The organism is Larkinella arboricola (assembly GCF_003259745.1).
Lineage (GTDB): Bacteria > Bacteroidota > Bacteroidia > Cytophagales > Spirosomataceae > Larkinella > Larkinella arboricola.
Genome location: NZ_QLMC01000001.1, coordinates 1428643 through 1442474, shown reverse-complemented (window position 1 = coordinate 1442474; position 13832 = coordinate 1428643). Strand labels below are relative to the sequence as shown.

At 52.3% G+C, this 13832-nt stretch carries 11 protein-coding genes; 3 read left to right on the top strand and 8 right to left on the bottom strand.

Features of this window, described 5'->3' with window-relative positions; genetic code table 11:
* The first annotated feature begins 176 nt into the window (after window positions 1–176).
* From LX87_RS05680 to LX87_RS05670, 3 genes are read left to right on the top strand one after another with little or no spacing between them, the layout of a single operon-like run.
* The gene (locus tag LX87_RS05680) at window positions 177–506 is read left to right on the top strand and encodes a PKD domain-containing protein (protein ID WP_111627501.1); all 330 of its coding nucleotides are present in this window, start codon (window positions 177–179) and stop codon (window positions 504–506) included.
* An 11-nt stretch (window positions 507–517) separates the two neighbouring features.
* Window positions 518–1375, top strand: a complete 858-nt coding sequence (locus tag LX87_RS05675; RefSeq protein WP_229310552.1) for a hypothetical protein — start codon at window positions 518–520, stop codon at window positions 1373–1375.
* A 9-nt stretch (window positions 1376–1384) separates the two neighbouring features.
* Window positions 1385–2095 carry a hypothetical protein gene (locus tag LX87_RS05670; RefSeq protein ID WP_111627166.1) on the top strand — a complete coding sequence of 237 codons (711 nt, stop codon included), beginning with the start codon at window positions 1385–1387 and terminating at the stop codon, window positions 2093–2095.
* Here LX87_RS05670 and LX87_RS05665 read toward each other — a convergent pair whose 3' ends face one another.
* The 8 genes from LX87_RS05665 to LX87_RS05630 all read right to left on the bottom strand — a co-directional run bounded on the left by LX87_RS05665 (window position 2096) and on the right by LX87_RS05630 (window position 13787).
* The gene (locus LX87_RS05665) at window positions 2096–2857 is read right to left on the bottom strand and encodes a WG repeat-containing protein (protein WP_170139307.1); all 762 of its coding nucleotides are present in this window, start codon (window positions 2855–2857) and stop codon (window positions 2096–2098) included.
* 299 nt (window positions 2858–3156) lie between these two features.
* A complete protein-coding gene (locus LX87_RS05660) occupies window positions 3157–4515 on the bottom strand; it encodes a WG repeat-containing protein (RefSeq protein WP_111627164.1) in 1359 nt (452 codons plus the stop codon).
* Between the two features lie 115 nt (window positions 4516–4630).
* Window positions 4631–5914 carry a PilN family protein gene (locus tag LX87_RS05655; protein WP_111627163.1) on the bottom strand — a complete coding sequence of 428 codons (1284 nt, stop codon included), beginning with the start codon at window positions 5912–5914 and terminating at the stop codon, window positions 4631–4633.
* 30 nt (window positions 5915–5944) lie between these two features.
* Window positions 5945–9532, bottom strand: a complete 3588-nt coding sequence (locus LX87_RS05650; RefSeq protein ID WP_111627162.1) for a hypothetical protein — start codon at window positions 9530–9532, stop codon at window positions 5945–5947.
* 120 nt (window positions 9533–9652) lie between these two features.
* Entirely contained in the window at window positions 9653–11149 is a 1497-nt protein-coding gene (locus tag LX87_RS05645) for a hypothetical protein (RefSeq protein ID WP_111627161.1), read from the bottom strand.
* Between the two features lie 153 nt (window positions 11150–11302).
* Window positions 11303–11677: a hypothetical protein gene (locus LX87_RS05640; protein WP_111627160.1), complete on the bottom strand. Its 375-nt coding sequence runs from the start codon at window positions 11675–11677 to the stop codon at window positions 11303–11305.
* Window positions 11678–11761: 84 nt separating this feature from the next.
* Window positions 11762–13033: a hypothetical protein gene (locus tag LX87_RS05635; RefSeq protein ID WP_229310551.1), complete on the bottom strand. Its 1272-nt coding sequence runs from the start codon at window positions 13031–13033 to the stop codon at window positions 11762–11764.
* An 82-nt stretch (window positions 13034–13115) separates the two neighbouring features.
* The gene (locus LX87_RS05630) at window positions 13116–13787 is read right to left on the bottom strand and encodes a hypothetical protein (RefSeq protein WP_211325272.1); all 672 of its coding nucleotides are present in this window, start codon (window positions 13785–13787) and stop codon (window positions 13116–13118) included.
* Window positions 13788–13832 lie beyond the last annotated feature (45 nt).

Below are 13832 nucleotides of genomic sequence, written 5' to 3'. Positions count from 1 at the left end.
CCTGTTTGGCATCGCATAAGCGATTCGCAGCCCCAGGACAAGGGCAGTATTACTGGATAAATTTACAAAAAAATACCGGCAATGTCATAAAGGTTTGGTTCGTTACCGGAATGGCCGTATTTTGGAAGTACGTTTCCTGGAATTTAATTAGTTTCGTAGACGTATTGAATTTTATCATGAAAGTCTTTATTGCACTGATTCTGACTAGCCTGTGCTTTTTTAGCTGTGAACCGTTTGATCTGGATCAGAAAAGCTTCCCGGTTTGCGAAAAACCGGAAGGGATCATCGGCTTCACCGTCTCTAAACTGGAAGTTACGTTTTACCTGGAAAATCCGAAAGGCGATATCGGGGCCGTCGGCTGGGACCTGGGCGATGGTCGAAACCGTTCCGGAAATCAATTTACGGTTATTTACCAAAAGCCGGGTACCTATAATGTCTCTATGGTCCTGGCCAATCAGTGTGACGATCGGTATACGGCCACCCAACTGGTTACCGTCTCCAACTAGCTCCTCCTGCTATGCATCAGTACTACACGCGTTACTGGCTGAAACGATTTGTTTGTTTTCTGCTGTTAATTCCGGCTTTGCCCACTTTCAGTCAGGTTTCCGTTACCAATATTCGCATTAACGTTATCGACGAATCAGCCGTTGAAATTCTCTACGATCTGACCGGCACTCAACCCGCCGACTCGCTATACCTCCGCATTCGCAGCCAAAGCAATGGTTTACTCAATCCAGCGGCTCAGTACCTCTCCGGCGATTGGGGCCAGGATGTCGCTCCGGGTACGAACCGACGTATTCTCTGGAAAGCACTCGAGAACGGTTATGAACTGGATGAACCCATTCGGGCCACTCTTCTGATTAAAACAGCGCCCAAGGCTGGCACACAACCTCCTGCAACGACAAATACGGTTTCGGAGACGGCGGCAGGAATTGACCCGACGGAGAAGAAATACCGTCCTGGCGGACCCGGATTTGCCCTGTTATCCGTGGTTGCGCCGGGCGTCGGCAACATTTTTGTTCAGTCGCCCCGCCCCGTTATCGGCCATCGGCTTGGCATTACGGCGGCTTGTTACGGCCTGATGGCCTACGGTCTTATCGAGAAGAAAAAGTCACGCGATGAATACGCGCTGTACGAGCAGCAACGCAACCGGATAGCCGCCCAACCCTTTTACGACCGGGCGAACGGGCACCACCACCGCTATTACCTCGCCACCCGGCTGGGCGGAGCGATCTGGATTACCGACATTGTAGCCACCTTTATCAAAGGGGTGCAGAATCAGAAACAGCGGGCAAAAGCGGCCCAGCCGAAGCTAAATCTGCTGCCGGGCTCTCAGGCGGGTTATCCGGTAGCGGTTTTTCAGTACAAATTTTAAGCATTGATCATGATCCGTTTCGCTATTATTTGGGGAATTCTGTGCAGCCTGATGAGCGAAAGCCAGGCGCAGGTTGGGGTTTATTCGGCTTCCAGCTCGTGGGTTCACGTCCGGTTAAAATCCAAGAGCCCCACGGCGACCAACAGCCGGACGCTGACCGACGACTTTAGTGATAACCACAACCGCTGGCGCATTGGGCAGCGGGGCGCTTATTCGTTTGATCTGTACCAGAATTCGTACCGGGTTCGCAAGCAGGCCAGCAACGTTCAGACCCCGGCGTTTAGCTACATTCCGATGCCACCGGCCATTGATCTGAATAAAGTTGATACGTTTATGGTACAGGTCGATGTGGCTGGCCCCAGCGGCATTATTCCAGACGCGGGTTTGCTGATCGGCGTGAAAGATACGCTAAATTACTGCCACTTCCGGATCAATAACAAGAACCAGGTATCGGTTAAATACGTCATTAACGGACTTAGTTATACGATTTACATGCGGGGAGATTATGTTCCGGCCGGTATTCCGCTCTCGTCGATGAAGAACACCCTGGCCGTTCGCAAAAAAGGGGATCAGATTCACTTTTACGTCAACGGACGGGAGATTCCCACCAGCCCGTATCAGTTCCGGCAATACCAGGGCAACGGCATTGGATTTGTTGCGAACACCGACGGAACCTTGTTCCAGAATCTGACGGTCAGCACGGGTGCGCCCTCGCGGTAATTATTCCTCCTCCCGAATGCGCACGCCGTCGCGGTCGATGCTGATCTGCTGACCATCCAGCATAACAATGGCCTTTCCATTCCGAAAGGGAGTAACATCGTCGTAGACCGGATCAATATGCCACTGATCTTTCGGGTCAACATACCCCCACTTGTTCCCTTTCCGGGCCGCCCGTAATCCAAAGTCGCCAACCCGGTCATCCACCGCATCATACGGCATTACCAAACTGGCTTCCAATGGCTTATCAGACAAAGGCATTTCAACAGGCTTGTCGGTTTTCGGGACCGGGATGGTCACCGTATTAGTTTCTGCCACCGAAGACGGAGAAGTCGGAGAACCGGCCCGCTGCCGCTGTACAAGGGCTGCATTCGACTGGGTAGTTACTTCGTTACCCGGCACTACGGCACCAGCCGCACTTGGTAAAGACTCGGACGAATCGCTTTGCGTCCCCTTGTCAATTTCGGAAAGCTTGCCTTTCCAGAGCCACAGCAGGACGCTTACAAACAAAATGACCAGTGTAATCAGAACCTTGTTCGACTGGCCCAATGGAATGGCTACAGGATGAGCCGAAACATCGGCAGTCATTGGCAGAGGCTGAGGTTCAGGCACCCAGTTCTTCTCTTCTTTCTGACGCCAGTCCGTCGAAATCAGGCGTTCCCGTAATGATTGGCCTTCCGGAGTTTTAAGTGCTTCGTAATTATGCTCCAGCAGGTATCCCATAATTTCCTGCGTCAGGGTCGTTTCATCGTTGGGTATAACCAAAAATAATCCCTTGATCACCTCGGCAGGAACATGACGATCATAGTGGCCAAAAACTTCTTGAATCCTTTGTCTAACGGTGTAGATCATTTTAAGTGTATCAATCGACGAGAGAATCGCTTCTTTAGACTTCGAAAAGTTACGAAAAGTCAAGCTGTCTTCATAATTTTTTATCTGCCCGATTGCCGGCACTCATCCATATAACATCCTTTATTGATGTGTGTTTACTTTTTTAACCATTCAGTTAAACTCAATTTTGGTCGCGTTCTTTTCCTGCCGTCTACCAGAATATTACTACTCAACTAGTTAGATTCGCGGATCCGACTCCCCTGCCGATTAATAAAAAATTGATTCCCGTCCAGCTCAACACTGGCCTTTCCGGCATTGAAAGGGGTAGCCAGATCAAACTGGGGAGCAATCACCCAGACATTCTCCTCATTGATGTACCCCCATAACGTACCCTTCTGAGCGGGTCGCAAACCGAATTCGCCAGCGCGATCATCCACGGCATCATAATCCGGTGTTCTCAATTCTTTTTCCGGTTCACCTGACGTATCCCGACCATACGTTTCTGTTTCTGCCCAATCCGTTTTTTCATCCCTAAGCTGCTTTTTTGTTTTTCCGAAGGTGAGGGATGCCCTTGACACCTTCCTGCCGTGATGAACGCTTCGATGCTGGCTCGTCGAGCTTTTCGATGGCGGACGAACCGGTTCCTCCTCTTCGTTTGCCCCGCGGGTTAGCCGCAACACCACCCAGATGATGACCAACGCCGATAAAACCGCCAGTCCGATCAGAGCCGCATCCGACAGCCCACCCTTCTTAGGCGGCTCAGTCGACAACGCTGGCGGCAGGTTCTGCGGTTTTTCCGTGGATGGCCAGGGCGGAGGAGCGGGTGAAACCGTCGGGTTGGGTGGTGTGGTGTAACCCGTTGGAGTTTTAACGTAGGCCGCTGGTTCCGGACTGGTTTTAGGCGTTTCCTTTTCCCACCAGCTCAAATGCCGCCAATCCGTCGAAATCAGCTTTTCTTTCAGCGTATTTCCGCGGGGCGGGTTAACGGAAGCGTAGTAATTTTCGGATAAATAGCGCCGGATTTCTTCCGCCAGAGCCGCTTCGTCGTAGTCAACGGCTTTAAACAGAAACTTCAGACTCTGCGCCTGAATGTGCTTGTCGTAATCATCCAGAATACTCTTGATTTTCTTCCGAACCGACTCCACTTTATCCGGCAGCGGTGCCAGATCGGCAGCCGCCAGGCTGGGCGTCGGTGGTTGCGGAAGGGGATTGGGTTCGGGTTTAACCGGATTTTCCGCTTTTGGAGCCGCGGGAAGAGCCGACAGAATGGTAGGTATCCATTGCTCGGTTACAAACGGGCGTGCCAGCTGAATCCGTTCGGCTTCGGCCACAAACTGGTTGATATCGGTATCGGATAGCCTGTTCTGACGCTGGAGAGCAACCGTAACAATTTTCTTTTTGAGGTCGAGAATCTTCCCGAAATCACGGTTTATCTGCCGACTTATGTCATTGACTAACCGGGTAAAATCAGTAATACCGAGTTCATTGGCTTCGTCCACCAGCCCTTTCTGACGCCATTGCCAGTCGGCCAGTTCGCCTTCGTACAGAACGACCTCATTTTTAATACGCTCCCGTAATTCTTCCAGTGTCATGTTACCAGTAACTGCCTATCCAGATACATAGGAAACCGGTTTCAGTGTCATTAGCGGCCACAATGTTCCTACTCTCTATCGACGTGGTTTAAATTCAACCCGGCTGGCTATTAAATTACGAAATAAATCGAATTTTTGCTTTCTCAATAATCTTCCACTTATCGCCCTGCAAACTCAGCCGACCGGCCTGCTCCGTGCGAATGCGGCTGGTGGGGTTAGGCTGTGTGAGGTATTCGCAGGCATCGTTGAGGTACGAATACGGATCGCTCAGGGCCAGACGCTGGGCGTCCGGATTTTCCGAAATCTGGTACGTAGCCAGGGTGTCGTTCTCCAGAACAACGTCAAATACCGTATCCCGCTCAGGCTTGGTCAGTAATCCCCCAGCACTGAAACCGTCGCCCAGATCGGCCGTTCGCGCGTAAAAAACCGATGGTTTGGGCGGCTCAACCGATGGCGTCCGGTAGCGGTTCATCGGACGGCCAGCCGCTTCCGATTCTTCCGGACTACCCGGAGCCGGCGGAACAACTTCGAGCGGTACTTTAGGAGCGGGGGCCGGAGTCGCCGGTTTTTCGGCCCGGTTTTGCTCCAGTTGACGAACGGCCCTTTCGAGGGCTTCCAGTTGCGAATTTACCTGAAAACTCTCGTTGGGCTGGTTTTTACGGACTTCCAGTTTCGTAACCCGGTCGGCCAGTTTTGCCAGTTGTGAGTCAAATTGTATATCCCGCGCCGACTGGTCCGGCTTCTGGTTTTTCAGTGCGGTGTATATTAAAAAAGCAACACCAATGAGACTAAGTATGGATAAAAAAAGCGCAATTCCTGCCATAGAAATCCAGTTTGATTGAGTAGTTGGGGTGGACGTAATCGGTGGTGAGGGCGTTTCCAGCGTATCGGGCAACCCTGCCGATTCCGAAACCGTCGCCGGTTTCTGGGATACCGCCGTAGCCGTTTCGGGCGAAACCGTCCGGTTGATGATGTCGTCCAGGGCCGCTTCAAAGGCTGCATACGTGGGCAGATTCTTCCGTTCCGCCCGGTTTCCCGAAGCTATTTTCTGAATCAGAAACTCCTTGACTTCGTTCAAAGCCGTCCGGGGCTGGTTGATCTGCGCAATATGCTGCGCGGCTCTTCGCTTAGATTCGTCCACCAGCTTATCCGCCCCGACCAGATCGTTCTGCTTGATAAACGCTTTCAGACTGTCATACGAGTCGCAGTTGCACTGCGTCGTCTGCACATTCGGGAACGTCTGCCGGTCCGTGGTCAGAAACTCAACGGTTGTTTTGATAAGCTGAAAAGAAGCCTGCTCGAGATTTTCCCGGTATTCGGCATCGGTCTGGGCCAAAGCCGGGCGGTTTAACAGCAACACGCTAAGCAGCAGGCACCAGCGGGTAATGGAAGCAATCATCCGTTGCGTCGGTGGTTAGTAGGTTGATGGTTACGATTCAGCAATGTGTTTCGACAGTTCATAGAGCGCATGTTTGAGCGGCAGGAAGAAGTAGGTTTCTCCCAGCGCATCGTTTGGCCGTTGTTCAAAGCCCATTCGCGCCAGCATATAACTGTCGTACAGCCGCCCTCCGCGCGTAATATCCGTGCCAGCCAGGTAGTCCACATACCGTTCGGGCGTCTGGATGTTGTATTCGCTCAGGAAGTACGCAATATCGCGGTCGAGCAGCGTCAGTTCCAGAAACCGTTTCATGTTGTGCAGTACCGAGTGGTGAAACTCCTGCAACGGGCTCACCTCCCCAATTTTGGTCCGGCGGTATTCAAACGTGAAGTCTGGTTGCGGCTCCTGCCCTTCCCCACCCTCGTCGGTTGCGGGCAGATTTCCCCAGTAGCTGGTCGTTTCACGGTTTTCGTACTGCGCTTTTTCGGCTCCGGCATTTTCGTACAGCACCGCACCGTTGGCCGTCGTTTCCTTTGGATTTTCGGAAAGAATCACCTCAAAATCGGTCGGAACTGGCTGCTTCGAGTACGCCTTGAACAGCATTTTCGTATACTGAATCAGGCGTGAACGCGACCCGAGCATCGCCAGATACTGACTGCCCCGACCCGTAAATGTCAGGTAACGCGGCAGGGCCAGATTGTGCGCTTCGAGCAGTTGCACCAGGTGGTACACAATGGCGCTGTAGTGCAGGTACAGAACAATTCGCAGGGCCGGTTTACCGTCCTGAATCGACTGCGTAAACTTGAAGTGACTATCGTATTTAAACAGTAAACTAACAATGTCCTCGGCAGTCAGCTCCGGTTTGTTCAGGAACGTATCGAGAATCGAGTCCTCCCGCGCGGGCGCCTGGTTGAGCGTCCGGCGGTAGGCCAGGTAATTCTTGACAAAACCGTTGTCCTTCCGGTGCGACGGATGACCCTGTTCGTCCAGTCCACCCCCCCAGATGTCGTACCCGGCAAACCGGAACGAAGTGTTCAGATACCGACCCTGCTGCTTCATAAACAGCATGATATCCGCCGTTCCGCCCCCGATGTCCACGTTGACGGTATCAGCAAACGATTTCACTCCGTTCTTCACCAGATAGAAATACGGAGCCAGTGACTCCGGCACCGGTTTCGACCGGAAATTGGCCGTTGTACCGAATACATTCCGAGCCGCCTGTTCCCACTCACCCACCAGACTCTCTTCCGTCATGGCCCGCATACTCGACGGAGCCAACCAGGCTACCGTTGTTTGCTGAACATTACCCTGATTTAGAATTACTTTATTCCGAATCAGTAACAACAATGTTTCAAAGAAAGCGCGTACACGGGGCCGGTTCAGGGTATCGGCCGGCTGGTTTTCAAACAGCCATTTCAGGTTCGTCACGTAGTGGTTAACACCCGTACTCCCCTCTTCCAGGTCGATGTTAAAGCCCAGGTTGACTTTCGAAAACAGGTTGTGGGGGCTGTTTGTAAAGCCGCTTTTTTCGTATACGGTAGTGCGTAGCGGAAACGAGAAGGGCGAGCCAAACTCTTTGCCGATGATGGCCGGAATAAACTCGCGCCGAATCAGGGCATCCAGTGGAACAATGCCTCCGTAACTGGCCGGAAGCCGGTATTTATCGTAAACGGTCTGTGCTTCGTAGCCTTCATACGGCTTGTTAAACAGGACCATTTGCAGTTCGTCCCTGTCCAGTGCCGTCACCTGATCGCTGACCGTTAAGGCTTTCGGCTCTACATCACCCAGCGCAGCATCGGTATAGGCAATGTGCGTGTTGGATGTTCCGAAATCGATGGCAAACGTAAAGTTTTTGTAACCCTTCTCGGCGATGGTCGTAAACTGCGGCAGGACCAGTCCACGGTACGGAATACCGCTGCGTTCCAGCCGGATTTCCATCACATCGAAAGCCTGCGGCACGTTGTAGAAATACGAAGCCGGTAGCGGGTCAACCTTCGGCGAACGCGGTTCGGGCGTCGGCACGTTGAGCGGTTTTCCGGCGATAATGTTGGGCAGTTCGTAAAACTGGACGGAATTGTGGGCCCGGAAACCGATGCTCGGGTCGCTGACGTCGGCCAGCATGACGTGGTACTGATTCAGGTTTTGCAAATCCGGAACCGTCAGCCGGTAGAACGGGAAGAAGGCCAGCCCAGCCCGGAAATCAACGGCGGTTTCCGTACGCGACAGGTTGTATTCTTTCCGGAACTCAATGGTGCGGTTATTCCGAATCGGTATCCGGAGGGTGGCCGTAATGATTTTATCCGTTCCGCGGTGTTCGGCCGAAAAGGTGAATTGCCTCTGCAAATCTTCGATCCGGAAGAAGTTAAAATACTCTTTCCGCACCGGCAGCAGAAATTCACACTCCCCGATTGTTCCCGTAAAAAACCGTTTGTTGTTGATCTTAAACGGCACCTGAATCAGAAAATCCTCCAGAAAATCGTCGGTAGTCAGGAAGGGATACCGCACGTTGTCAACGCCCGGCAAATACCGTTCGGCCAGTAAACCGCCTTCGCTCAGGTTGTTCAGCATCGACCGCAGAATTACCGTTTGCGGATTCCAGTTGGTGTTTTTAACATACCGCCCGGCTACATCCATGCGCGACGCGAGGGCCAGCGGTTTACGTACGTTCGTGGGCGCTCCGTTGCGACTTTCCTGCTGGTAATACGAAACCGTGGGCTGCATCACGAAATCACTGTTTTCTTCGATGTCGTCCAGCACGTCGTTTTCGCGCACTTTGTACAGCGCCAGCCCCGGCAACACTTGCAGGGTTGAATTGCCTTCGCCCCCAATCTGAATCGGCTCAAAGTTCGCCAGCGTCGTATTCCCTTCCACCGGCAGTTGCACGGCATTATCGAAAAACGCTTTGTATAGAAACTCGGAAAAACCGCTTTTGGCGGGCAGGGAATCCTTGTATTGATCGTAAAGCCGTCGCAGGTAGGTGACAAACGCCGTATCGCGGTCCTGCAACGGGATATATTCGTTCTGGAATAAGGTGCGGCCGGTTGTGCTTTTGGGCGGATCGATAAACTTGTTCTGCCGTTCCTGCTCCCAGTTGGGCGACGTAAACACCAGCGTCAGAGGTGATGTTCCGCCGAGCAGCGCGCCTTTGTAATAAATCAGCGTAAACTGCTGAAGAGTCTCCAGGGCACCCCGCAAATCCAGTTCCAGTGCTTTGGCCAGAATCTGGTGCGAATGCCGGACGGTTGTTGAAGTATTGGCTTTTCTGCGCAGGGTATCCAGCCGGTCGGCCCGGCTCCAGACCCGGTAGGTCAGGTCGGCACTGTTTCCGGCCTGAAACAGAAGCTCCAGCATATCGAGCGCGTGCGACACCAGAACGTGGTATAGCGACAATTCGCGGGGAGTCTGGTTGTTTTTGACCATTCGGAACGCCGTGTCGAACAGGTACAGCCGCGCAAACGGCGAAGGAATCGACGTTCCGGCTTTTGCTGCGGCCCCGGCGGCTCCACCACCTGCACCGGAAAGCGTGTCAGGAATGTGTTCAATGCGGTTGCCCGTCAGACCCGTGTGCGAACCCGTCCAATCCTGATGGTTCTGCTGGCTGACGTTGGGGTCGTTATCAATTCTGAGAATATGTGGCATATTTAAAAAACTATTTCGCAGAGTTTATCAGAGGAAATCAGAGCTAAGCGGAGCCTCTGATCAACGCTGATGATCTCCGCTAAACCGCCGGGCGGCCCCGTCTGTTAAATAACTTAAACCTTATACAGCAGCGTCGGATAGTTGCCGGTTCAGCGGGCCGAGTTTTTCGCGGCATTTTTCCGCTACTTCGATGAGCAGCTGCATAAACCGCTTCTCCGGTTCGGGGAAAGACGACTGTAGGGAATTTTCAATTTTCCCGGCCTGATCCCGCAGAAACTTCTCGCTGATTCCTTTGTCGAAGAAACCGGTTTCGATTCGCTTCGAGCGCACCATCGCGTTGAAATCGTTCTGCATATCGAACGGATAAAAAGCCCGGTCATTCTGCGCCATTTCGCCCAGCCAGTTCTTGAAGTGGTGCGTCATGAAATTGTCCAGCGACGTGTAGAACGTATTCGTCCGCAGGTTCTGCGACAGCGACAGGTTTTTGGCAAAGGCTTCGCCCAGGTTGCCTGGCACAAAGTCGGTGAAGAATTTTGTTGCGTAGGCAAACCGGATGAGGGGTTCGAGCAAACCGTTGTAGGTCTGGTCGTAGAAATGCGGCAGGTCGAGCGTGCGGTCGTTGCGCTTCAAACCGTACTCAAAATACCGTTTGGCATCGCCGAACTCGCCCTCGGGTTTGTTGGCAAAATCCAGAATGGACGCAGCCGCCAGCATCTCGACCACGTGGGCGTTGTTGGTCTGCTTGGCCCCGCCTTCTACGTTCGGATACAGTTTGCTGCCGGGTCGGTCGCCGATGTAATAGAGCGCATCCAGATTCACCTGCGTCTGGTAGTACGACAAAGCCGCCTTGGTTTTCGACAGGAAACGGTTCTGGTCGATGGCGCTTTGGCTGTTTTCTTCCAGCGCAAAATACGGCATTACCGTGACGGCACCTTTCTTCGCATTCCGAATCTGGATTTTCTGGCTGGGGTGTTGCAGCAGCTTCACCAACTGCGGAAAACCCGCCGAACCGGTTCCACCGAAAATGGAACTGATCAGAAAAATCCGGTCGGTCTGGTCGTTGAAAGCGCCGGTAAAATATTTATACACCGCCGAATCTTCCAGTGCATTAAACACCACACTGCCGATATTGGGATTCCCTTTAAAACCGACCGACAGATTGAGTTTCAGCTCCGCACTGGTGGGCTTGGCCGAGTTATCATAGAGCAGTTTCAGCAGTTCGCGGTCGATGTCGTCCATGTTGCTGACGCTCAGAAATTCTTCGAACGTGCCTTCGTGGTCGGTCAGCTTGGGCAGCACCGAGTCTCCGATTTTTTCCTGGGCATTTTCGGCCTGTAGGGTGCCGAGCGGTTGCAGGGGTGTGGCAAAAAAGGTTCGCCGTTCGGTCTGTGCGCCCTGGCTGGCGGCCGTGTCTTTATAAGCCACCCGGCGGATCGCGCGATACAGTTCAACCTCCCGCAAGGCCCGTTCCGTGTCCCCGTTCTGCATGTCCATATCAAGCAGAATAGGGATAATGGTCAGATCCGCAGGGGCTTTGGCTCCAGCCGCCAGTAACATCGTCAGCGAGCGAAGGACGCGGGCGCCCGTCCCGCCAATACCAAATAAGAATAGTTTCATAGTCGTCTTGAATTGGGATTATGCGGATTAAAGGGTTCCCAGGTTATAAAACCATAAGTGCTTACCGCTACTCCTCTAATCGGTAAAATCCCAGTTCAGATTTTCTTAGTTAATCCTTGAATTGGTGTAATTCCAGTTCAAGACCAGTTAAGTTCAGAAAGGGGTTCGCTTCGCAAAAATGGAAAACCGCTTCAGGAGTAACGAAAAAACGAAGAAGTAAATTAGAGCATACAATAAGTTTACTCCTCCAAACCCCTGCATGTAACTATCGGTTTCTTCGGCGTCGGTGGCATCCAGCGCGTACCAGAGCGCATAGGCGTATCCGAAAATACCGGCAATGACCAGCGCGATAATCCAGTGGGAAGTCCGGTAAAAAATGGCTTTCCAACGGCCCAGAATCAGGTAAAACAAAGCCGCTAATGCCAGTGAGAATAAGAGCGTAATGAGCCCAACCGGGGTAAAAATTTCATCAGCGTAGATGGGGTCGTTGTTCTGGCCCAGCCAGAGTTCATAGAGAGTTACAAACATTTGGGTAATAGTTAGTATTTGTTTGCATTTTACCCCTGAAGGTACCTGAACGCACGCAGCCAGTCACTCCAGAGTACGGGTAATTTATTTTTCCAGTGTAAGATTCAGGACCAGAAAATCGTTGGTCGACGATTGGTAGGCTTCCTTGACCCCGTTCATCAGGTGAACCAGCGCAAAGGTTTTGTTCAACCGGCTCGCGGGCGTCCGGTCGTCCATCGTCGACCAGCCGGTAGCATACCAGTCATCGAATCGGACCGGCAATTTAATAGCTACATTGGCTTTTTCATCATAAAGATTTTCGACCCGGAACGTCAATACGTGCGTATTCTGGTTGAGTAGTTTCAATTCCCGTTCTTTAATGCGCTCGGTCGGCACCTTCTCTTTCTTCTGCACATTGACCAGCTTGACGGTGGCATTAGGTGAGGTTACCGCCAGATTTTTCTTCACATAGTCTTCGGCCTGCGCGTAGGTTGGCAAACCGCCCAGGTTAACGCCGACCGCAAACTCAGCAGGCTTCGACGGTTTGACGGTTAGTTCAGAAAGGCCCGCTTTCTCGGCCCGCCAGTCTCCTTTTTTATTGAGGGAAAAGAACAGATCGTACTGTTTGAGTGCACCGCTGGCCCCGAAATCGAGTTGTTTGGCGGGTTTGGTGATCAGCAATTCGTTCAGCTTCTGGTTTAAATCGGCTACCAGTTCCTGTTTGCCAATTACCCAGACATAAAACGGCCGGGATTCGCCGGTCAATTTGTGTTTGTTGTTCTGATAGTCGTAGTAAGTCCCATTAAAACCGGAGCTGTAGGCAAAAACCGTGGCGCTGATGCCCTGTTTTTTTAAGGCCGCAAACTGGTCATTGATCTGGCTTTTCAGGACGCTTTCCGCGTTCTGGCGGTTGATTTCGGGGTTCTTTTTAATCTCGGCATCCGGAAACGAAAGAATGCAGTCTGATACCAGCATCGCAACGGTATTGCCTTTGGCCTTCTCGCCCACCTGCTTGAAAATCCGGTGCAGTTCTGAGCTTCGTTCGTTGGCCAGGGGCGTAGTGGCCAGATTGACCACGAACTGATTGTAGCCCCCCGCAAACGGCTGCGGTTTTCCGGCAATGGTCCAGACTTCGACCGGGGCCACCTGGTTCAGTTTGGTCACCAGTTCGGATACGGTTACCTTAAAATTCGTCTCTCCTTTCAGGTAGCCGCCCATACTGGCCGATGTTTCCAGAAAAAACAGAATGTTGCTGATGCCCGCGGGTTTGGTTTCGGGTTGTTTCTCGGCTTTTTTTTCTTTTCGGCTACACCCCTGAACCAGGAGAAGAAGCACTAAAAAAAACAGGCCATTGGCCCGGAAAGATGGCTGATTCATTCGTGTGTGCGTCGTAATTTTTATGTTCAGAAAGAAAGCTCCACCTGCCTCTTCCGGTATTAACTAGAAATAACGAATACTGTCACCCGTTTTTTTGCCGGGGTAGTAAGTAAATGATTACCATCAAAAGGGCCAGTACGATGGTATAAACGTCCGCTACCCGGTCGGCCTGATAATTTTCGCAGCCCTGCATGAGCAACGTGGCAAATACTGTACAAACGACAATCGCCCAGTAATTCGTACGTATGCGTGATCGGGCGGCTCCGATGCTGAAATAAATCAATTCGATCAGGAGCAATCCTCCGGCGGCTACGGCCCAGATCGACTCAATGAGCTTCGGATTCGTGCCCATGCCGTCTTTGCGGGGTCCGCCCCCAATGTTGATCAGCAGCAGCAGCGCCAGCCCGGACAAGGCCATGCCCGCCCAGTTCAGCACCTGCATCCGGCTCGCCCGTCCTGCGCCGGAACGGGTTTGGGATGTTACTATGGGCGGATTTTCAGCTACAACAACGGGTCTGGGCGGTATTGGCCCGGTTATTACCGAAGCCGTATCCAACGGTTTTTCCGGTAGTTCGTTCGCCCAAAGGCGCTGATAAACCGGATCGCCTTTCCGGAAAACATGGATCTGGCCGCTGGCGTCTTTAAACAGCCCGCATTCGGTCAACTCATCGTAGTGAATAACGCCCTTCTGCATGAATAAATGACGGATCGGCCCGAAAGCCGTAAAATTAACCAAATCTCCAGCAAATGCCACCCGATTTTATACCGTTCATCACTTGGTAAGCGTACCTTTGTAACT